The organism is Schumannella sp. 10F1B-5-1, assembly GCF_006517535.1.
In the GTDB taxonomy this organism is placed as follows: domain Bacteria; phylum Actinomycetota; class Actinomycetes; order Actinomycetales; family Microbacteriaceae; genus Schumannella.
The window spans coordinates 80,416-104,482 of record NZ_VHQH01000001.1 but is presented as its reverse complement, the minus strand read 5'-3'; the positions used below and the strand labels follow the sequence as shown (position 1 = coordinate 104,482).

Here is a 24,067-nt window from a genome sequence, read left to right as displayed (position 1 = left end):
CGGGCGCGGGATCGGGGTGAAGCGTCTGCGGCCGCGCCCTGCTGCGTCGCGTCGCCCGTCAGCTCGTCAGCGCCCGCAGGGCTGACCCCTTGTGGGCCGCCCGCGCGTTGGTCTTCTCCGACTCGACGATGAATGCCGGCTCGTCGCGCGACGCGGTGAACTTCTGCCCGTCGAACTGGAAGTCGGCGGTCTTGCGCTCCACGACCCGGCCGCGCGTGCGGCCCTGCGAGGTCGCCCACGACACCCGCGTGCCCACAGTGATCTGATCTGCCATCGACGCCCTCCACTCCGGCTGCTCGCACCATCGTCATCCCGTCTGTCCACCGCTGCCGACGGAACTCAGCGAAGGCGCAACCTGGACGGCTCGCACGATCGCCAGGCTCCCGCGCTGACGAGACGGGTGAGGCCGACGGGCCGCCAGCGCTGGGTAGCATGACGCGGGTGTCTCTGCCCTGGGCGCCTGATCCGCCGCTTCTCCCGTCGCCGCTCGACGTCGCCCCGCTGACAGCCCGGGTGCGGCGCGGCGAGGCACGGCGCACCTGGCGGGCGCTGATGGCCGAGCAGCGTGGCGGCGACTTCATCGACACCGTGCGCCGCGTCGTGATGACGGTCGCCGGCGCTGGTGGGCTCCTGGTCTTCCCGACGATGGCCGCAACGGCGATCGGCTTCCTGCGCGAGGGCACGAGCGAGTCGCTGGGGCAGTTCTTCGGGATCGGGTCGTTCGCGCTGATCATGACCGTCGCGACGGCGGTGCTGCTGCGCACGGCCGTCAAGCTCTGGATGCGGCGCACGAGTCCGATGGCCCACCACCGACTCGCGACCTTCGCCGACGCGAACGGCCTCGACTACTTCGCCGGACCGGTCGGGCCGCAGCCGGACGGCCCATGGCTCGGTCGCGGCGCCCTCAACCTGAATCGCGTGCTGCGCTCCCGCCGCGTCGACGATGACGATCCGTGGACGCGCGCGAAGCAGCTGCCCGATCACCGCATCGAGATCGCCGACTACGAGATCAGGGGCAATCGCCGCAACACCGCGCCGCAGTTCGGCGGCTACATCGCGATCCGCCTTCCCCTCGCGCTGCCGCACCTCATCCTGCGCGCGCAGGACGGCCCGCGGCGCGTGGTCAGCTCTGCGGCGGTTCCGCTCGGCACGCAGCGGCTCGAGCTCGAGGGCGCCTTCGACACGTATTTCCACCTGCACTGCCCGGCCGGGTACGAGCGCGACGCGCTCTACCTCTTCACTCCCGACGTCATGAGCCGTCTTCTGGACCATGCACGTGGGCTCGACGTCGAGATCGTCGACAGGTGGATGATCCTGGCCTCGCCGCGCGTGCTCGTCACGACCGCGGTCGATCGCTGGCGCGCCATCGCCGATGTCGTCGACGCGCTCGACGACCGCATCGTGCGGTGGTCGCGGTGGCGTGACGACCGGATGCCGACCACGGCCGGTGCTGCCGGGCCTGAAGCAGAGGCCCCCGACGGCGCCGAACGGCCGACACCCTTCGAGGGGCGCCGACTGCGCCTGCGGCCCGGCAGCGATGTGGTCGTCATCGCGATCGTCGCTGTCCTGTTCCTCGCCGCCGTGGCCGCCGCGAACCTGCTCTAGCGCGAGGTGCCGCTGCGTCGCCGACTACCGTCGGCAGGGTGATGCGCTCGTGACCCGCTTCGATCCGGAGGTCTTCCGCGCGACGGCGTCGATCGAACCGTCGCGCTGGCTGCGCAGGCCGCGGCGGCGCGTGCGCTTCGATGCGAGGTGGGCAGACGGACACGTCGAGCACGATGTCGATCTCGGAGCGCTGATGTATCGACGCGCACCGGCCGACTACGCGGTCACCCGGGACGCCATGCTCGAGAACTGCCCGGAGGTCGGGATCGGTCGCTGGGTGCAGTGGCCCTGGGGCTTCGTCCTCGACGAAGACGGCACACCCCTGCGACCGGAGACGTGGTGACGACCCGGTCGAAGCGGCGGCGAGCCGGCCTCAGCCCAGCAGCACCGCCGCGAGGGTGATCGCACCGCTGCCGATGAAGAGGGCCGTGCCGAACTGCATCGTGCGCGACTTGTTGTGATCGGCGACGCGCACGCTGTCTTCGAGGATCGGGCAGCCCGACCATCCGACGAGTCCGACGCTGAGCGTCATGACGGCGGCGCCGATCCACCAGATCGCCTCGAGCACCGGCGGCAGCTGGTCGGGCCGCCAGCCCGACGAGAGCAGCGGCCCGAGGGTGAGCGCGATCGCGCCGACGATGACGCCGAACCAGATCGTGCCCGTCCACATGATGCGCTGCACGTTGACCTCGGGGTGCATGAGGTCGTCGGAGACGGTGTCGGCGGAGAGGGTGGTGGATGCGGCGGGGGCGGCGGTGGCGCCGGAGACCTCGTCTTTCGTCAGCTTGTCGGTCACTCTGTCTGTAGTACACCCGTCGGGTGGCGCGGCGCTGGCCGGAACCGGAGTCGATTCCGGTTCGTGACCTGGGCGTGATGCGGCGCCGGGCGCACCGCCGAGACACGGCCCTGACGGCCGAGAGAGCGAGGATGCGATGACCAAGTACCTGTTCACCTTCCCGGCGGCGGCGATGCGGCTGACGCCCGAGGAGTTCGAGGCCGCGGGCCGCGATTCGCACGCGGAGATCCGTGCGGCGAAGGAGGCGGGCGTCTACGTCTTCGGCGGCGGCCTCGACGCGACCGTCGCGCCGGTGCGCGTCGCCGGCGACGGCGCTCAGAGTGCCGAGCCCTATGAGCAGACCCGCGAGCTCGACGGCGGGCTGCTCGTGCTCGAGCTGCCCGATCGCGCCGCCGCCCTCGAGTGGGCGCGACGCTTCGCCGCCGCGTGTCGCTGCGATCAGGAGCTGCGCGAATTCATGTTCGACCCCGAGAGCTGAGCGCGGTCAGCGCAGTCGCGCGACGCGACCGCGCGGGTCGCGCGACGCGACCGCGCGGGTCGGGCGACGCGATCACACGGCGCGGGCATGGATGCGCCCCCTCGACGGTTGAGGCACTCGGGCACCGAGACCGGCGCCCGAGGCGACCCGGACGACAAGGCGGAATCGATGGACGACGGCAAGCCGGTGCTCGGCATCCTCGGAGCGGGGAAGGTCGGCACGGTGCTCGCGCGGCTCGCGCGTGCGGCCGGCTACCCGGTGCTGATCGCCGGTTCGGGGGCGACGTCACGCATCGAGCTCATCGTCGAGGTGCTGGCGCCGGGTGCCGAGGCGACGACCGCGGCCGACGCGGCCGAGCGCGCCGAGGTCGTGATCCTGGCGCTGCCGCTCGGCAAGCATCCGAGCATCCCGGTCGCGGCCCTGGGCGGCAAGACCGTGATCGACGCCATGAACTACTGGTGGGAGGTCGACGGGGTGCGCGACGACTTCGACGACCCGCGCACCTCGACGAGCGAGCTGGTGCAGGCCTTCCTGCCCGACTCGACGGTCGTGAAGGCCTTCAACCACATGGGCTACCACGACCTGGAGGACGAGGCGCGGCCGCACGGCGCACCGGGTCGCAAGGCGATCGCGATCGCCGGACCCGAACCCGAGGTGGATGCGGTGGTCCGCGTCGTCGACGACCTCGGCTTCGATCCCGTGGTCGCCGGGCCGCTCGCGGAGGGCGTGCGGATGGAGCCGCACACCGAGCTGTTCGGTGCCGACGTCGATGCCGCCGAGGTGCGGGCGATGCTCGAGCGCTTCCCCGACTCGGCGCGCGGGCAGATCGTCACGCGGGCGCGCGAGGAGATGCGCGCGGCGCGCTGACGCGACGGAACAAGATTCCTGGGTCGGGCGGCCGGAGTCCCCTCGAATGGGCCCGACTCAGCTGAGCGGCTCGAGGATGCCGTCGGCCGTCATGCCGGCCAGCACGTGCACCTCCCACATGCGCACGACGCGGCGGGCGTCGCCGGTCTCGAGGGCCTCGCGCAGCGCATCCACCAGCATCGTGTGGTTCTCGACGAGCATCTCGCCGCGGCCCCAGGTCTCGATGTCGCTCGCGAGCAGGGCGAGGCGGATCTGGTCGGTGAGGTCGTCGTAACGGGCCGTGAGCCGGGGGAGTCCGGCCAGCCCGACGACGGCGCGGTGGAAGGCGGCATCGGCCGCCGCGGCGGCCTGCGCGTCGCCCATCGCCGCGACGAGCGCCGCGATGTACGGCTCGAGCGGCTCGAGCGGAGTGCGCCCATGCACGATCGTGCGCACGGCGAGGGTCTCGTCGGCGAGACGCAGGGCGGCGAGCTCGGGGATGTCGTCAGCCGCGAGCAGCGAGATGCGGTAGGAGCGGTTGGCCGACTTCTCGACGAGCCCCGACTGCTCGAGCCGGCGCAGAGCCTCGCGCACAGGGGAGCGGCTGATGCCCATCTGCTCGGCGAGCACGGAGTCCTTGAGCGGCTCGCCGGGCGCCAGGCGGCCGGCGATGATCAGCGCGCGGATCTGGCTGTGGGCCCGGTCGACGAGCGAGGTCGTGGTGATCGACTCGAAAAGCGCCGTGGCGTCGTCGGTGAGCGCGTCGTCCATGCGGTCAGCATACGCCGACGACTCGCATTCTGAAGACTGTCGACAGAATGCGATCGACACTGCTACTGTCTCGCCAGCCGCCGATGTCGACGGTCCGTCACCCGGCGGAATATCTTCCGAGAGCAAAGGAGCTCCCGTGACTGAAACGATGCCCCCCGGCACCGCGAACCCCAGCGGCGCCGGCAGCGATTCCGGCTCCGAGGTCGTCAAGCCCACCCGCCGCGGGTCGATCCGCGCCGCGCTCGCCGTCGGCTTCGGCTCGGCGATCGAGTGGTACGACTACGGTCTCTACGCCTTCGTGGCCGGCCTGATCATCGCGCCCCTGTTTTTCTCGGGCACGACCGGCGCCGTCGGTCTGCTCGCCTCCTTCGGCACCTTCGCGGTCGGCTTCGTCGCCCGGCCGATCGGCGGACTCGTGCTCGGCGCCCTCGCTGACCGCTGGGGTCGCCGTCCGGTGCTGATGCTCTCGATCCTGATGATCGGCATCGCCACCACGCTCATCGGCTGCCTGCCGCCCTACGCGGCCATCGGCGTCACCGCGCCGATCCTGCTCGTGATCCTGCGTCTCATCCAGGGCTTCGGTGCCGGCGCCGAGCTCGCCGGAGCGATCACGCTCGTGAACGAGAGCGCGCAGCTCAAGCGCAAGGGCTTCTTCTCCTCGCTCGCGATGGCCGGCGCCGGCGCGGGCGGCTTGCTCGCGCTCATCATCTTCACGACGTCGAGCACCATGCTCGGGCCCGACGAGTTCAGCAGCTGGGGATGGCGCATCCCGTTCCTGTTCAGCGCCGTGCTGACGATCATCGGCGTCGTGCTGCGGCGCAAGCTGCACGAGTCGCCCGAGTTCGAGGCCGTCGAGAAGGAGCGCAAGGCCGGGCTCGTGCGCGAGGCCCGCCGAAACCCCTTCATCGCCTTCGCCCGCGCGTTCAAGGCCAGCCCCCGCAACTGGATCGCCGGCTTCCTGATCCCCTCGGGACTCAACGTGACCGGCTACATCGTCACCGCCTTCGGCATCAGCTACCTCGTCGGCACCGTCGGGCTGCCGCAGAACCAGGCGCTGTTCGTGAGCCTGTCGTGCTCGCTCGTGATGCTGATCTTCGTCGCCGTGTTCGGTGCGGTCAGCGACCGCATCGGCTCGAAGCGCGTGATCTACATCAGCGTGATCGGCGCGATCGTGTGGGCCGTTCCCTATTACCTGATCCTCAACACGGGCAACCTGGCCTTCATCATCCTCGCCAGCGGCGTCATGCTCGCCCTCGGCTGGGCTGCGGGATCGGCCGCCCACACGGTGCTCATGCCCGCGTTCTTCAAGGCCGAGTTCCGCTCGGCGGGCCTGTTCTCCTCTCGTGAGCTGCAGGGCGCGCTCGTCGCCGGCCCGGCGCCGCTCATCGCGACCGCGATCGTCGTCGCCACCGGCGGCGCACCCTGGGGCGCGGCCGGACTGATCGTCGTCGCGCAGCTGCTGACACTCGTCGGCGTCCTCATCGCCAAGCCGTGGGTCAGCGCCGCCGAGAAGGCCGAGACGCCCGCGCTCGCCGGCATCACCCCGCGCGAGGACTGAACGGCACCTCGTTCTGCGGGTCGGGCGACCGGTCGCCCGGCCCGCGGTCACCCCGACGACACCGCGATGCCGCGCTCGCGTGAGCCGCGCATCCACGGAACGAACCGAGACGGCTGCCGATCGACGCAGCCGCATACGACACACCCCGAACCACGAGGAGGACCCCATGAAGGTCGTCATGACCAACACGATGGTGCCGATCACCGACGAGGATCTGAAGGCCTTCGACGGCCTCGACGTCGACTTCCAGATCATCGAGGGCACGAGCGAGCAGGCCCTGCTCGACGGCACCCGCGACGCCGACGCGGTCATCATCCTGGCCGAGCAGTTCACGAAGACCGTGATCGACAACCTCGAGCACTGCCGCTCGCTGACGCGCTTCGGCATCGGCTACGACACGATCGACGTGCCGGCCGCGACCGAGCGCGGCATCTGGGTCACGAACGTGCCCGACGCGAACTACCGCGAGGTCGCCGTGCACGCGATCGCGCTCGCCCTGTCGGTGACCCGGCGGCTGCCGGCGCTGGATGCGGGCATCCGCACCGAGGGATGGGCGTCGTCGTTCTTCCCCGGCGTGCGCCGCCCCGACGACCAGGTGTTCGGACTCCTCGGCCTCGGCCGCATCGGCCGCCGCGTCGCGACCATGGCGCAGGCGATCGGCTACACCGTGATCGCCTTCGACCCGGTCGTCTCGGCCGCCGACGCCGCCGACCTCGGCGTCGAGCTGGTGTCGAAGGATGCGGTGCTCGAGCGGGCGGACATCGTCTCGATCCACGTGCCGCTCATGGAGTCGACGCGGAACATCATCGACGCCGCCGCGCTCGCCCGCATGAAGAAGGGCAGCGTGCTGATCAACGTCTCGCGTGGCGGCCTGATCGACGAGGCGGCGCTCGCCGACGCGCTGCGCAGCGGGCACCTGTTCGGCGCGGGCATCGACGCCTTCGGCAACGAGCCGCTCGAGGCCGAGAGCCCCCTGCGCGACCTCGACAACATCATCCTGAGCCCCCACGCCGCGCACTGGAGCGAGGAGTCGTGGAACGAGACCCGTCGCAAGGTGCTCGAGGAGGCGGCGCGCATCCTGCGCGGCGAGCACCCGCGCAACCCGGTCAACCAGATCGAGCGCGAGACCGCGGCCTGAGGAGGAACGACATGGCGAAGTACCCGCCGCTCGCGCGGCGCATCCCGCAGCCGAGCGACATCACGCCGTTCCTGCGCCTGAAGTCGCGGTCGGGCCTGAGCCGGGCCGAGCGCCGCGTCGCCGACGCGCACACGATCGAGGATCTGCGGCGGCTCGCGAAGCGCCGCACCCCGGCCGGGCCGTTCCACTACGTCGACGGCGGCGCCGAGAGCGAGATCAGCATGCGCCGGGCGCGCGAGGCCTTCGACGACCTCGAGTTCAACCCCGAGATCCTGCGCGACGTACACGAGGTCGACACGACCACGACCGTGCTCGGCAAGCAGAGCGCGCTGCCCTTCGGCTTCGGCCCGACGGGCGGCACCCGGATGATGCACGCGGCCGGCGAGAGCGCCGTCGCGCGGGCGGCGGAGCGGGCGGGCATCCCGTACGGCCTGTCGACCGTCGGCACGACCTCGATCGCCGACTTCGCCGCGGCGGCGCCGGGCGCGCGGCACTGGTTCCAGATGTACCTGCTGAGCGACCGCGAGCGCTCGCTGCGCATGCTCGCCGAGGCGCAGGCGAACGGCTTCGACACCCTCGTCGTCACGGTCGACTCGGCCGTCGTCGGCAACCGGCTGAGGGATGCGCGCTACGGCATGTCGTATCCGCCGCAGCTGACCGTGAAGACCTTCCTCGACGCCTCGTACCGGGTCGAGTGGTGGACGAACCTGCTCACCACCGAGCCCTACCGCTTCACCTACGAGGAGCCCGGCGTGCCGCGCTCGCAGCTCACCGCGGTCAAGGGCTTCACCGACAGCTCGGTCACCTTCGACGACCTGGCGTGGATGCGCGAGGCCTGGTCGGGGCCGATCGTGCTGAAGGGCATCCAGACCCTCGACGACGCCGTGCGCGCGGCCGACTCCGGTGTCGACGGCATCGTGCTCTCGAACCACGGCGGGCGCCAGCTCGACCGCGCGATCCCCCCGCTGCACCTGCTGCCGAGCGTCGCCGCGCGAGTCGGCGCATCCACCGAGGTCATGCTCGACACCGGCGTGCGCACCGGCGCCGACGTCGTGGCCGCGATCGCCCTCGGCGCGAAGTTCGTGCTGCTCGGCCGCGCCTACCTCTACGCGCTCATGGCGGGCGGCGAGGCCGGGGTCGACCGGGCCGTGCAGATCCTGCGGGCCGAGATCCGCACCACCATGGCGCTGCTCGGGGTCACGTCGATCGACGAGCTGCGGCCCGAGCACGTGACCCTCGTGTCGCGGTACACGCGGCTGGCGTCGACCGCGTCCGAGTCCGCATCCACCCCCGCTCCGCTCGCGGAGCCGAGCGCGACCAGCACCACCAGCACGATCACCACGTCGGCGCGCCCGCGCGCCCGGAAGGCAGGAACCCGATGACCGCCGCATCCCACCCGATGACCACCCGCTGGCAGGCCGGCGAGCCGGCCGTGCTGTCGACGGCCATGATCCCGAGCACGCTCGTGGCCGAGACGCTGCAGCGCAGCGGCGTCGACGGCGTGCTGTTCGACATGCAGCACGGGCACATCGACGTGCAGTCGCTCGTCGGGCTGTGCCAGACGGTCGGCAACCTCGGCGGAACTCCGTTCGTGCGCGTGCCCTCGGCCGATCCGTGGATCGTGATGAAGGCCCTGGATGCGGGCGCCTTCGGCATCATCTGCCCGCTCGTCAACGTGCGCGCCGAGGCCGAGGCGCTCGTCGACGCCTGCTTCTACCCGCCGCTCGGCGGCCGCAGCAACGGCCCGACGCGTCCCTGGGCCTACGGCCCCACCGACGACTTCCACGGCACCGCGAACGACACGATCCTGCCCTTCGTCATGATCGAGACGGTCGAGGGCATGTCGAACCTCGACGACATCTTCTCGGTGCCGCACCTCGCCGGCGTCGTGATCGGTCCGAGCGATCTCGCGGGCACGCACGGCCTCGGCTTCCAGTTCGACAGCCGCGACGAGGCCGTGCTGGCGAACTACCGCACGGTGCTGGATGCGGCGGGTCGCCATGGACTGCGCGCGGGCATCTTCACCGCGGACCCCGGCTACTCTCGAGAGATGATCGACCTCGGCTTCGACTTCGTGCTGCAGGGCGGTGACCTCGGCACCATCGGCGCCGTCACCGCCGCCGGCGCGACGGCGTTCCGCACCGGTGGTGCGACCGGGGCCACCGCCGCCGGCCCGTACTCCCGCTGAGCTCGGGCGTGCCGGGCGACGGGAGACAGGGCGGGGCCGGCGACGGCCCCGCCCGTCCCCGTGGTCCCGGCGGCGCCTCGGGCTCCGGCCGCGCCGCTCGCCGACCGCGTGGCCCGGCGAGCCCGGGTGCGATCGTCACCGTGCTCGCCTTCGCGGGCCTCGGGGCCTCGTTCATGCAGACGATCGTGCTGCCCATCCAGTCGCAGCTGCCCGAGCTGATCGGCGTCACCCGTGACGACGCGGCCTGGGTCATCACGGCGACGCTCGTCGCCGGCGCGGTGACCACGCCGATCGCCGGACGCCTCGGCGACATGTACGGCAAGCGCCGCATCGCGATGGCGCTGCTCATGATCCAGGTCGTGGGCGCGGTCGTCGCCGCGCTCTCGGACTCCCTCGTGCCGCTCATCGTCGGGCGGGCACTGCAGGGCATGGCGATGGGCGTCATCCCGCTCGGCATCTCGATCCTGCGCGACGTGCTGCCGCCCCGCCGGCTCGGCACGGGCATCGCGCTCGTCAGCGCGACCCTCGGCGTCGGCGCCGCGCTCGGCCTGCCGCTCAGCGCCGTCATCGCCGAGAACGCCGACTGGCGTGCGGTGTTCTGGGTCGCGGCCGCGCTCGCCCTCGTCGCCCTCGGGCTGTTCGGGATGATCGTCCCGCCGAGCACGCTGCGGGTCGCCGCACGGCTCGACGTGCCGGGCATCGCCGGCCTCGCGATCGGGCTCCTGGCCGTGCTCATCGCGGTGTCGCGCGGGGGCGAATGGGGATGGACCGACCCGCGCATCCTGATCATCGGGCTCGGCGGTCTGGCCGTGCTCGTCGCGTGGGGCGTGCTCGAGCTGCGCGTGCGCGACCCGCTCGTCGACCTGCGGGTCAGCGCGCGCCCGGCGGTGCTGCTGACCAACCTCGCCTCGCTCGCGATGGGCTTCGCGCTGTTCGCGTCGAACGTCGTCTTCCCGCAGCTGCTCGAGCTGCCGGCATCCACCGGCATCGGACTGGGGCAGTCGCTGCTCACCTCGTCGCTCGCGCTCGCGCCGGCCGGACTCGTGATGATGGCGATGTCGCCGCTCGCCGGGCGGCTCGAACGCCGGTCGGGGCCGAAGCCGCTGCTGGTCGCGGGGGCCGCGGTCATCGCGGTGTCGTATGCGGTCGCCCTCGTGCTGCATCACGAGGTGTGGCAGCTCGTGCTCGTCAACGCGATCATCGGCGTGGGCATCGGCCTCGGCTACGCGGCGATGCCGGCGCTCATCATGCAGGCGGTGCCGCCGCACGAGACCGGTGCCGCCAACGGACTCAACGCCCTCATGCGCTCGCTCGGCACGAGCTCGGCCGCCGCCGTGATCGGCGCGGTTCTGGCGCGCTCGGCGGTCGGCGAGGGCACCGGCCCGAGCGCCGAGGGGTTCATCACGACGCTCGTGATCGGACTCGTCGCGTCGCTCGCCTGCCTCGTGCTCGCGGCGGTGATCCCGCGCGTGGCGGCCGGCCCGGCGGGGGAGCGCACGGCGCTGCCGGGGCCCGAGCGCGGGCCGGGCGCCGGCCCGGGGCGCGGACCGTTCGGCGGCCCGGCTGGCACACTCGAGACATGACGTCGCTCGCCCTGCCCACGGTCGCCGCATCCACCCTGCCGATCGAGGGGAGCGCCGAGCGCTGGCCGATCCGCCGCGTCTACTGCGTCGGCCGCAACTACGCCGACCACGCGCGCGAGATGGGATCGGACCCCGACCGCGAGCCGCCGTTCTTCTTCAGCAAGCCGGCGGATGCAGTGTATGCGGCGTCGGAGGGCATCCCGGCCGGCGGCGGCGACGCGGCGAGCAGCGGCGCCGCGGGCGCCACGGGCGTCGCGCCCGGCACCACGCCCTACCCGCCGCGCACCGAGGAGCTGCACCACGAGGTCGAGCTGGTCGTCGCGATCGGCGGCGACCGCGAGCTCGTCGACCTCGACCCGGCCGCGGCGCTGGATGCGGTGTGGGGCTACACGGTCGGCATCGACCTGACCCGCCGCGACCGGCAGGCCGTGGCGAAGTCGAGCGGGCGACCGTGGGATCTCGCGAAGGGCTTCGACGCCTCGGGCCCGGTCGGCGCGCTCGTGCCGGCGGAGCGCCTCGGGCACCCGGCGGCGGCGCGCATCCACCTCGAGGTCAACGGCGCGACCCGCCAGGACGGCGATCTCGACCAGCAGATCTGGAGCGTGCCCGAGATCGTCGCCGAGCTCTCGCGCGAGATCGCCCTGCGCCCCGGCGACCTGATCTTCACGGGCACGCCCGCGGGCGTCGGCCCGCTCGAGCGCGGGGATGCGGTGCGCGCGACGATCGAGGGCGTCGCGTCGCTCGAGGTGCGGGTGGTCTGAGGCGGGCCTCTCTCCGGCCGTCGCCGACACGCCCGCTCACCGGGGATTCGCATCCTGTTAATCGGAATCCCTCAAAACAACTGCTAGCGTCGCTCGCATGGACGACATCGTGGTGGAGGCCGACACGGCCGCTCTGCGATCCGCCGGACTCAAGGTCACGCGAGGTCGCCTGGCGGCCCTGCGTCTGCTGCAGCGGATGCCGCACAGCGACGCCGAGACCCTCCACCGCCACGCGGTGACCGACGAGCCCACGCTCTCGGTGCAGTCGATGCACAACGTGCTGACCGACCTCACGCGGGCCGGACTGCTGCGGCGCATCGAGCCCGAGCGCTCACCCGCCCCCTACGAGCGTCGCGTCGGCGACAACCACCACCACGTGGTCTGTCGCTCGTGCGGCGCCGTCGCCGACGTCGACTGCGTCGTCGGGCACGCCCCGTGCCTGACGCCGAGCGACGTGGGCGGGTTCGCGATCGACACCGCCGAGGTCGTCTTCTGGGGGCTGTGCGCGAACTGCCGCTGATCGCGCGGCCGGGGACTCCGCCCCGGGCCGCGTCCGCGACAGGGGATGCGCATCCCCTCGCCCTGCCGACGTCCGGCTGGCAGGGCTTGCTCCGAATGAAACGAGGATGAACGTGACCGACGCGAAGACCACGACCAACTCCGGCGCCCCCGTCGCCAGCGACCAGCACTCCCAGTCCGTCGGCCCGGACGGCGCCATCGCGCTGACCGACCACTACCTCGTCGAGAAGCTCGCGCAGTTCAACCGCGAGCGCGTTCCCGAGCGCGTCGTGCACGCCAAGGGCGGCGGCGCCTTCGGCACCTTCGAGACCACGCACGACGTGTCGCAGTACACCCGCGCGGCGCTGTTCCAGCCCGGCGTCGAGACCGAGCTGCTGATCCGCTTCTCGACCGTCGCCGGCGAGCAGGGCAGCCCCGACACCTGGCGCGATCCGCGCGGCTTCGCCGTGAAGTTCTACACGAGCGAGGGCAACTACGACCTCGTCGGCAACAACACCCCCGTCTTCTTCATCAAGGACGGCATCAAGTTCCCCGACTTCATCCGCTCGCAGAAGCGCCTGCCCGGCAGCCACCTGCGCGACAACGACATGCAGTGGGACTTCTGGACCCTGCAGCCCGAGAGCGCGCACCAGGTCACCTGGCTCATGGGCGACCGCGGCCTGCCGAAGAGCTGGCGCCACATGGACGGCTTCGGCTCGCACACCTACCAGTGGATCAACGCCGCCGGCGAGCGCTTCTGGGTCAAGTATCACTTCCGCACGCAGCAGGGCAACGAGTTCCTGCCTCAGGAGGAGGCGGACCGTCTGGCCGGCTCGGACGCCGACCTGCACATCCGCGACCTCTACGAGGCGATCGACGGGGGCGACTTCCCGAAGTGGGATCTCAGCGTGCAGGTCATGCCCTACGCCGACGCGGCCGAGTACCGCTTCAACCCCTTCGACCTGACGAAGGTGTGGCCCAAGAGCGACTACCCGCTCATCCCGGTCGGCACGATGACGCTGAACCGCAACCCTGCCAACTACTTCGCCGAGATCGAGCAGGCCGCGTTCGCGCCGTCGAACTTCGTGCCCGGCATCGCCGCGAGTCCCGACAAGATGCTGCAGGCCCGCATCTTCAGCTACGCGGATGCGCACCGCTACCGTGTCGGCACGAACCACGCCCAGCTGCCGGTGAACGCGCCCAAAAACGAGGTGCACAGCTACTCGAAGGACGGCGCCTCGCGCTTCGGCTTCTCGGCGCCGGACGTTCCGGTCTACGCGCCGAACAGCTTCGGCGGAGCCCACGCCGACGCCGCCGCGCACGGTGACGACAGCGGCTGGCAGAACGACGGCGAGCTCGTGCGCGCCGCCGCGACGCTGCACCCCGAGGACGACGACTTCGGCCAGGCCCGCACCCTCGTCAACGAGGTGCTCGACGACGCCGCGCGTGAGCGTCTGGTCGGCAACATCGCCGGGCACGTCGGCAAGACGGCGATCCCCGAGATCCGCGAGCGCGCGTTCAAGTACTGGGACTCGGTCGACCCCGAGCTCGGCCGCCGCGTGCGCGAGTCGGTCGCCCCGATCGAGAACCCGCGCGAGACCCTCGTGCCGGCTCCGGTGCCGACCCCGGCGGGCCCCGCGCAGGGCTGAGGCCGAGTGGATGCGCGGCTCGACCTCCTCGGAGGCTCGGGCCGCGCATCCCTTTTCGTGAGGGGTCGCAAAGGCCCCGCGCGGACCCCGTTTCGGGCGCCCGGCGGGGCCTTTGCGACCCCTCATGGCGCATCAGCGCGGGGCGCGGGCGAGCACGTGGTCGACGAGGCCGTAGTCGCGGGCGGCGCGCGCCGTGAAGACGCGGTCGTGGTCGGTGTCGGCGCGCAGCGTCTCGACCGTCTGGCCGGTGTGCTCGGCCAGGATCCCCTCCATGTCGCTGCGGATGCGCACGACCTCGTCGGCCTGCAGGATCAGCTCGGGGATCGCCCCGCGCCCCTGCGCCGCCGGCTGGTGCAGCACGACCCGCGCGTGCGGCAGCGCCGCCCGCTTGCCCGCGGCACCCGCCGCCAGCAGGGCCGCGCCCACGCCGACCGCCTGGCCGATGCAGGTCGTCACGACATCCGGCTGGATGAAGCGCATCGTGTCGTAGATCGCCAGCATCGCGCTCGGGTCGCCGCCCTCGCAGTTGATGTAGAGCTGGATGTCGCTGTCGCCGCTGTCGGAGGCCAGGTGCAGCAGCTGGGCGATGAGCGCGTTGGCGACGCCCGCATCCACCCCGGTGCCGAGGTAGATGATGCGCTCGGTGAGCAGGTGCGAGTAGACGTCCATGACCCGGTCACCGCGGGGGTCGCGGGCGATGACGTTCGGGATCGTGTAGGTGCTCATCGGGTCGGCTCCGCAGTGGCCGGGATGCGCGGGGCCGCGTCGGTGGCGGGCCGGAACACGACCGCACTCGCGCCCGACCCGTCGCCGGATCCCGCGCCCACGACCGACGACGCCGGCGCGACCGCCGGCGCGAACCCGACCGGCGCCGAACCGAGCCGCTCGCCCGGCCGGTAGTCGTCGAAGGAGCTGACGATCGCATCCACGAGGCCGTAGTCGAGCGCCTGCCGCGCGGTGAACCAGTGGTCGTGCAGCGAGTCGTCGAAGACGCGCTCGCGCGGCTGGCCGATGTCGTCGCTGATGAGACCGAGCACGGTGTCGCGAGTGTGGCGCAGGTCGTCGGCCTGCAGCTCGATGTCGACCGCCGAGCCGCCGATGCCCGACGAGCCCTGGTGCAGCAGCACCCGGGCGTGCGGCAGGGCCTTCCGCTTCCCGCGAGTCCCGGCCGAGAGCAGGAACTGCCCGGCGCTGTAGGCGATGCCCAGCACGAGGGTCGAGACGTCGTTCGGGATCGTGCGCATCACATCCCGGATCGCCAGCATCGCGGGAACGCTGCCGCCCGGCGAGTGGATCCAGAGGGCGATGTCGCGGCTCTCGTCGGCGCTCGCCAGCGCGATCATCTGGGTCGCCAGCAGCGTGCCGTTGTCGTCGTCGAGCACGCCGTCGAGCACGAGCACGCGCCGCTCGAACAGCTCGCGCCGCACCGCCATGTCGAACACGGGGATCTTGTTGTCGCTCATGTGCTCACGCTCGCGCGCGGCGGTGCATCCTGTCGCCGGAATCTGCCCTGCGCAGATCTGCTGTGGGCAGAGCGGCCGAGCACGCCGGCCGGCTGCGCAGGGGCGGCGCGCGGTCGTGCCGCTGCGAGATACCCGACATCTGTGGCCCGAAGTGGGGCCAGCTGACCTGTTGTCAACAGCGCGGAGCCGGACCTACCGTGGATGCGCGCGGTCCCGAAAGCCGCGCCATGCCCGCGCTCCCGAGGCCCGGGCCACCACCCGATCCGCTCGCGCCGCCACCGTCGCGGCCGGCCTCCGCGCTGCCCGGCGCGGGCCGTTCGCACGCGTTCCGCGCGTCGCCGAGCAGCTGAACCCGAACAGGACCTCCGCTATGCGCAACAAGAAGAAGATCGCGGCCATCGCGGTCGCCGCCGCCCTCGTTCTCGGCACCGGAACCGCCGCGTTCGCCTACTGGTCGACCACCGGCACCGGCACCGGCTCGGCGACGACCGGCACCAGCGGAACGGTGACCATCGCCCAGACCAGCACCCACGCGAACCTCGCGCCCGGCGCTGCCGCGCAGACGATCTCCGGCACGGTGAGCAACCCGGCCGCGGCGAGCTCGTCGGTCTACGTCGCCAAGGTCACCGTGTCGATCAGCTCGGTCACGCTCGCCGACGGAACGACCGGCACCTCGGCCACCTGCGACTCCAGCAACTACACGCTGACGAACGCCGCCATGAGCGTCGGCTCCGACATCGCGAAGGGCGCGAGCGCGACCTTCACCGGCGCGACGATCGGCTTCAACAACAAGGAAACGAACCAGGACGCCTGCAAGGGCGCGAAGGTCAACTTCAGCTACGCCGCCAGCTGAGCCGCCACCGCCAGCTGAGCGCTGACGACGATCCGGCTGGGCCCACCCGGCCCGGCCGGACCGTCGAGGGCGCCCCCGCAGGAGCTCCGCCTCGGCGATCGCTCCTGCTCTGATCACGCCACGAGAGCTCCCCGCCTCGCCGCGTGCCGCATCCGCACTCTCCGACCCGACGGAAAGCCGATGACCTCACCCGAGTCCGCGACGGCAGCGCCGCGCCTTCGACGCCGCCGCGTCGTGGTGCCGCTGGCGCTGCTCGGCGTCGTGCTGCTCGCGTGGCTGGCGTCGTGCACGGCGCTGCAGCTCACGGGCGCGCGAGGTCCGGTCGACGCCGACCGCGGGGCGGTCTCGGGGTCGGGCACGGGCGACGGCGCCATGGTCGACGGCCTCGCCGGATTCCGCGTGACGGGCTCGGTCGCCATTCCGGTCGCGCCGGGCGTGGATGCGCCGGTCGACGTGCGGGTCGAGAACCCGTATGCCGGCGAGCTGCGCGTGACGGGCATCCAGGTCGACGTCACCGCGGTGCTGTCGGGCGGTCTCGCCGTCGAGGGCTGCTCGGCCGACGACTTCACGGTCGTGCAGAGCGCGGCCGAGGTGCGGGTGCCCGAGGGCGCGACGCGCACGCTGTCGCAGCTCGCCGTGCCCTCCGCCGAGTGGCCGCGCATCGCGCTCGCGTCGGCGACCCGGGCTCCCGAGGCGTGCCGCGGCGTCGAGCTGAGCCTCGCCTACCGTGCCGACGGGGAGGTCCGCTGATGAGCGCGACGACCGCGTCGGATCGGGGGCGCGTCCCGACCCGGGCACTGGCGACCGCGGCGCTCGTCGTGGCCCTGCTCGCCGTGGGCTCGGGCGCCTGGGCGTTCTGGTCGACGAGCGGATCGGCGGGCGGCGCCGCCTCGAGCGGGGCCGGCTCGACGGTCGAGCTGACGCCGGCGACGGCGACCGCCGACCTGCTCCCCGGGGGAACCACCTCGGTGCGCGCGACGGCGACCTCCGGCTCGGGTGCGGTGCGCATCCCGTCGCTGAAGCTCGGTGCGGCCGGCATCACGGTCGATGCCGCGCACCGCACCGCCTGCCCCGCCTCGAACTTCGCCTTCACGCCCTCGTCGACCGGCTGGGATGTCGCAGCGACGGGCTCGACCGCGATCACGCTGCCGGGCGCTCTCGGCCTCTCGGCCTCGGCGCCGAGCGGCTGCCAGGGCGCGGTCGCGACGGTCGCCCTGGCGGTGGGATCGTGAGCCGCCGTCTGCCCGGCGGCGGCGTCGCGGCCGCGGCCGCGCTGGTGCTGACGATGATCGCCGGCGCGGTCGTCGTGCCCGGCGTCGCCGGGGCGTTCTGGACCCCGACGACCCTGAGCGGTGCGGGCGGCGCGGGCGCGGCGGCGACGCTCGGCACGGGTGCCCGCCCGACGGTCAGCGCTGCCGGCACGAGCGTGACCGTGACGTGGGCGGCATCCGACCCCGCCGACGGCTACGTCGTGACCCGGTACGCGGGCGCGAGCGGCGGCACGGCCGTCGCCGCGACCGGGGGATGCGCGGGGGTCGTCACCGCCGCATCCTGCGTCGAGGGCGCCACTCCCGTCGGCACCTGGCGCTACACGATCACCCCGCGCTACAAGAGCTGGGTCGGAACCGAGGGGCCCGCGAGCGCGACCGTGGCCGTCGCGAACGCCGACACGACGCCGCCGACGAACAGCTTCAGCCTCGGCTCCGTGACCGGCGCGGCCCTCGCCGGCTCGACGATCTTCTATCGTGGCTCCGCCGCCGGCTCGTTCACCCTGGTGAACGCGATGACCGACGCCGGCTCGGGGCCCGCCTCGATGTCGACGGGCGAGATCCTGGGCGCCGGCTTCAGCCACGCGCAGTCGAACGTGGCCGCCGGCCCGCCCTTCGTCTCGGCGCCCGTCAGCTGGACCGCCGCCACCACCTCGACCCCGATGTGGGGCGTCGACGGCTTCGACCAGGCGGGCAACCGCGCCGCCGCGACGTTCACGTTCGCGAACGACTCGACCGCGCCGACCGGCGGCGCGATCGGCTACGCGGACGGCGTCACCAGCGCCTCCACCGTCGCCGTCACGATCGCCGCCGTCGGCGACGGCGGCGGTTCCGGTGTGGCGAAGCGCACCCTGCAGAGCCGCACCGCGACCCTCACGGGAACCACCTGCGCCGCCTACGGTGCATGGGGCGACGTCGTCGGCTACTCGGGCGACAACGCCTTCTCCTACTCGCCGTCGATCACCGCCGGCCGCTGCTCCCAGTACCGGGCCGTGATCCAGGATGCGGTGGGCAATCAGACGATCACGACCAGCGGCGCGACGGTGAAGGCCGTCGGCCGCTACGCCGCCACGGTGCTCGGCACCTCGGGGCTGCTGAGCCTCTGGCGACTCGACGACAGCGGCACCACGGCGGCCGACTCGGCCGCCGGAGCGAACGCGGGCGCGATCTCGGGTGCGACGACCGGCTCGGCCGGCGCGACGGCCGACGGGAACACGGCGCTCTTCTTCGACGGCGTCGACGACTTCGCGCGGGTCAGCCGCACCATCCAGAACGACTTCACGATCGAGTTCTGGATGAGCTCGACCTCCGCCGGCCGCGGCACCGGCAACTGGTGGAACGGTCTCGGGCTCGTCGACGCCGAGACGCCCGGTGTGCAGAACGACTTCGGCATCGCGCTGATGGGCGGCGGCTACGTCGCCGCCGGCACCGGCAACCCCGACGTCTCGGTCACCAGCGCCGTCAAGGTCAATGACGGTGCGTGGCACCACGTGGTCATGACCCGCGCCTCGGGCGTCGTGCGCCTCTATGTCGACGGCACGGCCACGGGCGGCTCGGTCACCGGCAGCACGGCCGCCCTCACCGCCTCGACGAACATCGACTTCGGTCGACTGCAGACCGGCATGAACTACTACCGCGGATACCTCGACGAGGTCGCGATCTACTCGCGCGCGCTGAGCGCGAGCGAGGTGTCGACGCACGCTGCGGCGCGCTGAGCTCGTCGCCCGACCGGGGCGAGCCGGCCTCGCTCGGGCCGTCGGAGCTGGGCGCTATCCGACGGATGTCGCTCGAACTGGGGGAAGTCGACTCATTGTCAGCCTTCGTCGCTCGGCTCTACGGTGTGGGTGCTGCCCGCCGTCGACCCGAACTTCGCGCGAGGAGATCCGATGTCCGAACTCGAGCCCGTCACCGGCCCGCTGATCGCCGAGCCCGACCCTGGCGATGCGCGCGGGATGCCCGACGCCGCGCCCCACGCGACGCGCGTTCCGCCCATGCCGCTCGCGCCCGTGCGCCTGCGTCGTCGCATCCTGCTCCTGCCGCTCTGGTTCGCTGCGGCGATCGCCCTGATCTGGATCGCCTCCTTCCTCGCGATCTCCGCGCACTGAACTCCCGGCGACGAAGACTCCCGGCGACGGAGAATCTCAGCGGCAGGGCGTGCGCATGTCAGTACAAAGTCGCTAGCGTGGATGCGCGGTGCCCGCATCCCGTGCCCCTCGCGCCGCGCATCCACAGTCGAGGAGGACCCCCGCATGACCGACGCGCTCGCGCCCCGCACCCTGAACGACGGCAACGTCATCCCGCCCATCGGGTTCGGCAGCTTCCCGCACCACGGCGAGGACTCCGACGAGATGACGACCAGCGCGCTCGACCTGGGCTACCGCCTGATCGACACCGCGCTGCGCTACGAGAACGAGGCCGAGGTCGGCGCGGCCGTGCGGCGCTCGTCGGTTCCGCGCTCGGAGATCGTCGTCACCTCGAAGCTCGCCGGCCGCCACCACGGCGCCGCCGAGGCGCGCGAGGGCGTCGCCCAGTCGCTCAAGAACCTCGGTCTCGAGCAGATCGACCTGTTCCTCATCCACTGGCCGCTGCCGAAGCAGGGCAAGTACGTCGACACCTGGAAGACCCTGGTCGAGCTGCGCGACGAGGGTCTGCTGCGCTCGATCGGCGTCTCGAACTTCACGCCCGAGAACCTGGAGAAGATCATCGACGCGACCGGCGTGACGCCGGCGGTCAACCAGGTCGAGCTGCATCCCGCGTTCATCCAGTCGGAGCTGCGCGCTGCCCATGACGAGCTCGGCATCGTGACCGAGGCGTGGAGCCCGCTCGGCCGCGGCACCGGCCTGCTCGACGAGCCGGTCATCCGTGAGCTCGCCGAGAAGAACGGCGTCACGACCGGCCAGGTCGTGCTGCGCTGGCACGTGCAGCAGGGCATCGTGCCGATCCCGATGTCGTCGAACCCGGCCCGTCGCGCCGCCAACCTCGAGCTCGGCGGGTTCTCGCTGAGCGACGACGAGGTCGCCGCGATCTCGGAGCTCGACCGCGGCCGCATCTGGGGCCAGGACCCCGACGAGCACGAGGAGTTCTGAGCGGCGCGCCCCGCTGGATCCGCCGTCAGGTCTGCTGAAGGGTCGCAAAGGCCCCGTCAGACGCGGATTTCGCGTCGTCGGCGGGGCCTTTGCGACCCCTCTCGGATCTGACAGCGGGACGGGGCGCGTGCCCTACAGCAGCGGCGTCTCACCCTCGTCGTCGCGCTCCATGACGACGAGCGTCGGCATGGTCGTCGTGATGAGCGATCCGTCGGTGCGCTGCATGCCCTCGAGGTCGCTCGTCGACGGCTCGCCCGTGAGCAGGGCGCCGTGGTGCTCGAGCGCGACGGTGGCCGGCGCATCCGGACGCACCGACACGGCCGTGCCGCGCACGAGCAGGTCGGCACCGCGCCCGGTCTCGACCGTGAACGTGATCGACTCGCGCGCGACCCGCACGCGGATGCGCGAGCCGCGCAGCGTCAGCGCGAACTCGAGCGCGCCCCACTCGGCCGGCAGACGCGGGTCGAAGGTGATCCGGCCGCTGTGGTCGCGCATCCCGGCGAAGCCGTAGACGAGCGCCGTCCAGACGCCGCCGGTCGAGGCGACGTGGATGCCGTCGCTCGTGTTGCGGTGCAGGTCGGCCAGATCGACGAAGGCCGCCGAGTAGAAGTAGCGCAGCGCGAGCGCCGAGTAGCCGACCTCGGCCGCGATCGTCGACTGCACGACCGCCGACAGGGTCGAGTCGCCGGTCGTGAGCGCGTCGTAGTACTCGAAGTCGCGGCGCTTCTCGTCGGCCGTGAACTCGTGGCCCTGCAGCAGCAGCGCCAGCACGACGTCGGCCTGCTTCAGAACCTGGTGACGGTAGATCACGAGCGGGTGGTAGTGCAGCAGCAGCGGGCGCTGCGACTCGGGGGTGTTGTCGAGGTCCCAGACCTCCTTCTCGAGGAAGTTCTGATCCTGGGGGTGGATGCGCATCCCCGCGTCATAGGGGATGTGCATCGCGTCGGCGGCCGCCGCCCACTCGAGCAGCTCGTCGTCGCTGAGCCCGAGGCGCGACACCATGCGGTCGTAGGCGGGCACGTCGGTCGCCTGCAGCCGGCGCACGGCCGCGACGGCATCCCGCAGGTTCGCCTTGGCCATGAGGTTCGTATAGAGGTTGTCGTTGACGACGGTCGTGTACTCGTCGGGCCCGGTGACGCCGTGGATGTGGAAGGCGGTGTCGCCGTTGCTGCGCCAGAAGCCGAGGTCGGCCCAGAGCCGGGCGGTCTCGACGAGGATGTCGACGGCGCCCGCGGCGAGGAACTCCTCGTCGCCGGTGGCCGACACGTACTGCTGCAGCGCATGCGCGATGTCGGCGTCGATGTGATACTGCGCGGTGCCGGCGGCGTAGTAGGCGCTCGACTCGAGCCCGTTGATCGTGCGCCACGGGAACAGCGCGCCCTGCTGGTTCATCTCGGCGGCGCGGTCGCGGGCCGCATCCAGCATCCCCTCGCGGAAGCGCAGCGCGTTGCGTGCCGCGATCGGGCGGGTGTAGCTGAGGAACGGGAGCACATAGACCTCGGTGTCCCAGAAGTAGTGCCCGCCGTAGCCGGAGCCGCTGACGCCCTTGGCGGCGATGCCGCCGCCGTCGGTGCGGGCGCTGGCCTGGATGAGCTGGAACAGGTTCCAGCGCGCGGCCTGCTGCACCTCGGGGGCGCCCTCGATCGCGACGTCGGAGTTCTGCCAGAAGTCGGCCAGCCAGCCCTCCTGGGCTTCGTAGTGCTGGGCGAGGGTGAGCTCGTTCGCGCGGTCGATCGTGCGGTCGCAGCGGTCGGCGAGCTCGCGCACGGGCACCCCGCGCGAGGAGTGGTAGCTGATGCGCTTCTCGAGCAGGATCGGCACGTTCGCCTTCGCCCGGATGCGGAACACCTGCTTGGCGATGTCGTCGCCGATCGACGAGGAGTGATCCCAGTCGTTGTCGGTGACGAGGCGGTGGTCCATCGCGGCGGCGATCGTCATGCCCGAGTTGGTGGTGCGGTAGCCGAGCAGCGAGCGGTGCTCGTGCTCGCGCGCCATCCGCGGCTGCAGCACGCGGTCGGTGAACGCCTCGCCCTTGCGCGGGTCGAAGGTGGTGGTCGCGGTGCCGCCGTTGTGGAACTCGTCGACGCCGTCCTGCCGGTTGAGCAGCTGGCTCGACAGCAGCACGGCGGCGTCGGCATCCAGCACCGTCACCTCGTACTCGACGACGGCGAGGTGGCGCTCGGTGAACGACACCATGCGCTTCGAGCGGATGCGCACCCGCTTGCCGGTGGGGGTGCGCCAGATGACCTCGCGCTCGAGGCGCCCGGCGCGGAAGTCGAGCCGGCGCGTGTAGCGGTCGAGGTCGGCCTCGGTCAGGATGAACGGCTCGTCGTCGACGTAGAGGCGCACGACCTTCGCGTCGGGCACGTTGACGATCGTCTGCCCGACGCGCGCGAAGCCGTAGGCCTCCTCGGCGTGACGGATCGGCCAGGTCTCGTGGAAGCCGTTGATGAACGAGCCGTGGCTCTCGGCGTCGCGGCCCTCGTCGAGGTTGCCGCGCATCCCGAGGTAGCCGTTGCCGACCGCGAACAGGGTCTCGGTGCGGCCCTGGATGCGCGGGTCGAACCCGGTCTCGACCAGAGCCCAGTCGTCGAGGGGGAATCGGCCGCGGTCGATCGGGTCGTGCGCGTCGGTGAGCTGCATCAGGCGTTCTCTCCGTGGATGTTCGTGCTGCTGTGGTGGGGGTTCGGAACGGAGGCGACGTCGGCCGCGAGCTCGCCGAGGTCGGGCACGACCAGGTCGGCGCCGAACCGCAGCAGGGCGTCGGCCCCGACTCCGCGGTCGACGCCGAGCACCAGCCCGAAGTCGCCGGCGCGACCGGCCTGCACGCCCGACTCGGCATCCTCGACGACGACGCAGTCGGCGGCGGTGAGCCCGAGGCGCTCGGCGCCGGCGAGGTAGGTGTCGGGGGCGGGCTTGCCCGGCAGGCCGTCGCGGGCGGCGACGACGCCATCGACGACGATCTCGAAGCGGTCGGCGATGCCGGCGGCGGCGAGCACGGCGGGGGCGTTGCGCGAGCTCGACACCACGGCCATCCCGTAGCCGGCGGCCTCGGCCGCGTCGAGGAAGGCGAGCGATCCGGGGTAGGCGGCGACGCCGTGCTCGGTCAGCTCGGCCGTGAACGCGGCGTTCTTGCGGTTGCCGAGCCCGCCGACCGTGTCGAGCTCGGGCGCGTCATCGTGCGTGCCCTCGGGCAGGCGGATTCCGCGCGAGGTCAGCAGGTCGCGCACGCCGTCGAAACGCGGCTTACCGTCGATGTGCCGGAAGTAATCGGCCTCGGTGTAGGGCTCGGCTCCGCGCGCATCCAGGTACTCGGTGAACAGGCGCGACCAGGCGCGGCGATGCACCTCGGCGGTGGGGGTGAGCACGCCGTCGAGGTCGAACAGGAACGCGCGCACTCCGGACAGTCGCGAGCGGAACATGGAACCCCTTTGATCGAGTCGCGTCCGCTCGTCGTGCGTCCGCTCTAAGAGCGTAGGACTCGGCGGGGGTCGGATGCACGTCCCCTGTGAGGAGGACCCGTCGA

At 72.1% G+C, this 24,067-nt stretch carries 24 protein-coding genes and 1 pseudogene; 18 read left to right on the top strand and 7 right to left on the bottom strand.

Annotated features, from left to right (window positions below; all coding sequences use genetic code 11):
- Positions 1 to 58: 58 nt before the first annotated feature.
- Positions 59 to 274, bottom strand: a complete 216-nt coding sequence (locus FJ658_RS00475) for a DUF2945 domain-containing protein (protein WP_141143419.1) — start codon at positions 272 to 274, stop codon at positions 59 to 61.
- Positions 275 to 441: 167 nt separating this feature from the next.
- Between FJ658_RS00475 and FJ658_RS00470 the strand changes: the two genes are divergently transcribed.
- Entirely contained in the window at positions 442 to 1,605 is a 1,164-nt protein-coding gene (locus FJ658_RS00470) for a hypothetical protein (protein ID WP_141143418.1), read from the top strand.
- A 49-nt stretch (positions 1,606 to 1,654) separates the two neighbouring features.
- Entirely contained in the window at positions 1,655 to 1,948 is a 294-nt protein-coding gene (locus tag FJ658_RS00465; protein WP_141143417.1) for a hypothetical protein, read from the top strand.
- Between the two features lie 30 nt (positions 1,949 to 1,978).
- Here the strand turns inward: FJ658_RS00465 and FJ658_RS00460 are convergent, their stop codons facing one another.
- A complete protein-coding gene (locus tag FJ658_RS00460) occupies positions 1,979 to 2,401 on the bottom strand; it encodes a hypothetical protein (RefSeq protein ID WP_141143416.1) in 423 nt (140 codons plus the stop codon).
- A gap of 136 nt (positions 2,402 to 2,537) precedes the next feature.
- Between FJ658_RS00460 and FJ658_RS00455 the strand changes: the two genes are divergently transcribed.
- Positions 2,538 to 2,879: a YciI family protein gene (locus FJ658_RS00455; protein ID WP_141143415.1), complete on the top strand. Its 342-nt coding sequence runs from the start codon at positions 2,538 to 2,540 to the stop codon at positions 2,877 to 2,879.
- Between the two features lie 168 nt (positions 2,880 to 3,047).
- Complete coding sequence (locus FJ658_RS00450) at positions 3,048 to 3,746, top strand: NADPH-dependent F420 reductase (protein ID WP_141143414.1); 699 nt, start codon at positions 3,048 to 3,050, stop codon at positions 3,744 to 3,746.
- A 57-nt stretch (positions 3,747 to 3,803) separates the two neighbouring features.
- On the opposite strand, the gene FJ658_RS00445 is transcribed toward FJ658_RS00450, so the two are convergent.
- On the bottom strand, positions 3,804 to 4,496 hold the full coding sequence (locus FJ658_RS00445) for a GntR family transcriptional regulator (RefSeq protein WP_141143413.1): 693 nt from the start codon (positions 4,494 to 4,496) through the stop codon (positions 3,804 to 3,806).
- Between the two features lie 148 nt (positions 4,497 to 4,644).
- Here FJ658_RS00445 and FJ658_RS00440 point away from each other — a divergent pair, with 148 nt between their 5' ends.
- From FJ658_RS00440 to FJ658_RS00405, 8 genes are all read left to right on the top strand, one after another.
- A complete protein-coding gene (locus FJ658_RS00440) occupies positions 4,645 to 6,054 on the top strand; it encodes an MFS transporter (RefSeq protein WP_181408263.1) in 1,410 nt (469 codons plus the stop codon).
- Between the two features lie 166 nt (positions 6,055 to 6,220).
- Complete coding sequence (locus tag FJ658_RS00435; RefSeq protein ID WP_141143411.1) at positions 6,221 to 7,192, top strand: C-terminal binding protein; 972 nt, start codon at positions 6,221 to 6,223, stop codon at positions 7,190 to 7,192.
- A gap of 11 nt (positions 7,193 to 7,203) precedes the next feature.
- The gene (locus tag FJ658_RS00430) at positions 7,204 to 8,574 is read left to right on the top strand and encodes an alpha-hydroxy acid oxidase (protein WP_141143410.1); all 1,371 of its coding nucleotides are present in this window, start codon (positions 7,204 to 7,206) and stop codon (positions 8,572 to 8,574) included.
- Positions 8,571 to 9,380, top strand: a complete 810-nt coding sequence (locus FJ658_RS00425) for an HpcH/HpaI aldolase/citrate lyase family protein (protein ID WP_141143409.1) — start codon at positions 8,571 to 8,573, stop codon at positions 9,378 to 9,380. Before FJ658_RS00430 ends, FJ658_RS00425 begins: the two co-directional genes overlap by 4 nt.
- 140 nt (positions 9,381 to 9,520) lie before the next feature.
- Complete coding sequence (locus FJ658_RS00420) at positions 9,521 to 10,963, top strand: MFS transporter (protein ID WP_255447473.1); 1,443 nt, start codon at positions 9,521 to 9,523, stop codon at positions 10,961 to 10,963.
- Positions 10,960 to 11,724, top strand: a complete 765-nt coding sequence (locus FJ658_RS00415) for a fumarylacetoacetate hydrolase family protein (protein WP_141143408.1) — start codon at positions 10,960 to 10,962, stop codon at positions 11,722 to 11,724. The genes FJ658_RS00420 and FJ658_RS00415 overlap by 4 nt, the downstream gene beginning before the upstream one ends.
- Before the next feature lie 97 nt (positions 11,725 to 11,821).
- The gene (locus FJ658_RS00410) at positions 11,822 to 12,244 is read left to right on the top strand and encodes a Fur family transcriptional regulator (protein ID WP_141143407.1); all 423 of its coding nucleotides are present in this window, start codon (positions 11,822 to 11,824) and stop codon (positions 12,242 to 12,244) included.
- Between the two features lie 106 nt (positions 12,245 to 12,350).
- On the top strand, positions 12,351 to 13,871 hold the full coding sequence (locus tag FJ658_RS00405; protein WP_181408262.1) for a catalase: 1,521 nt from the start codon (positions 12,351 to 12,353) through the stop codon (positions 13,869 to 13,871).
- A 132-nt stretch (positions 13,872 to 14,003) separates the two neighbouring features.
- Here FJ658_RS00405 and FJ658_RS00400 read toward each other — a convergent pair whose 3' ends face one another.
- Both FJ658_RS00400 and FJ658_RS00395 read right to left on the bottom strand, forming a co-directional pair.
- Positions 14,004 to 14,597, bottom strand: coding sequence for a ClpP family protease (locus FJ658_RS00400; RefSeq protein WP_141143405.1), 594 nt, complete (start codon positions 14,595 to 14,597; stop codon positions 14,004 to 14,006).
- A gap of 155 nt (positions 14,598 to 14,752) precedes the next feature.
- Positions 14,753 to 15,334, bottom strand: a pseudogene (locus tag FJ658_RS00395) (ClpP family protease); the annotation flags it as partial.
- Between the two features lie 370 nt (positions 15,335 to 15,704).
- Here FJ658_RS00395 and FJ658_RS00390 point away from each other — a divergent pair.
- From FJ658_RS00390 to FJ658_RS00365, 6 genes are all read left to right on the top strand, one after another.
- On the top strand, positions 15,705 to 16,187 hold the full coding sequence (locus tag FJ658_RS00390) for a hypothetical protein (RefSeq protein WP_141143403.1): 483 nt from the start codon (positions 15,705 to 15,707) through the stop codon (positions 16,185 to 16,187).
- A gap of 180 nt (positions 16,188 to 16,367) precedes the next feature.
- On the top strand, positions 16,368 to 16,937 hold the full coding sequence (locus tag FJ658_RS00385) for a hypothetical protein (RefSeq protein WP_141143402.1): 570 nt from the start codon (positions 16,368 to 16,370) through the stop codon (positions 16,935 to 16,937).
- Positions 16,937 to 17,419 (top strand): hypothetical protein, encoded by a 483-nt coding sequence (locus tag FJ658_RS00380; protein WP_141143401.1) that lies wholly within the window; start codon positions 16,937 to 16,939, stop codon positions 17,417 to 17,419. Before FJ658_RS00385 ends, FJ658_RS00380 begins: the two co-directional genes overlap by 1 nt.
- The gene (locus FJ658_RS00375) at positions 17,416 to 19,170 is read left to right on the top strand and encodes a LamG domain-containing protein (protein WP_141143400.1); all 1,755 of its coding nucleotides are present in this window, start codon (positions 17,416 to 17,418) and stop codon (positions 19,168 to 19,170) included. The genes FJ658_RS00380 and FJ658_RS00375 overlap by 4 nt, the downstream gene beginning before the upstream one ends.
- A gap of 171 nt (positions 19,171 to 19,341) precedes the next feature.
- The gene (locus tag FJ658_RS00370; protein ID WP_141143399.1) at positions 19,342 to 19,560 is read left to right on the top strand and encodes a hypothetical protein; all 219 of its coding nucleotides are present in this window, start codon (positions 19,342 to 19,344) and stop codon (positions 19,558 to 19,560) included.
- A 144-nt stretch (positions 19,561 to 19,704) separates the two neighbouring features.
- Positions 19,705 to 20,541, top strand: coding sequence for an aldo/keto reductase (locus FJ658_RS00365; protein WP_141143398.1), 837 nt, complete (start codon positions 19,705 to 19,707; stop codon positions 20,539 to 20,541).
- Positions 20,542 to 20,673: 132 nt separating this feature from the next.
- On the opposite strand, the gene FJ658_RS00360 is transcribed toward FJ658_RS00365, so the two are convergent.
- Entirely contained in the window at positions 20,674 to 23,184 is a 2,511-nt protein-coding gene (locus FJ658_RS00360) for a glycoside hydrolase family 65 protein (protein ID WP_141143397.1), read from the bottom strand.
- Entirely contained in the window at positions 23,184 to 23,963 is a 780-nt protein-coding gene (locus FJ658_RS00355) for an HAD family phosphatase (protein ID WP_141143396.1), read from the bottom strand. Before FJ658_RS00355 ends, FJ658_RS00360 begins: the two co-directional genes overlap by 1 nt.
- Positions 23,964 to 24,067 lie beyond the last annotated feature (104 nt).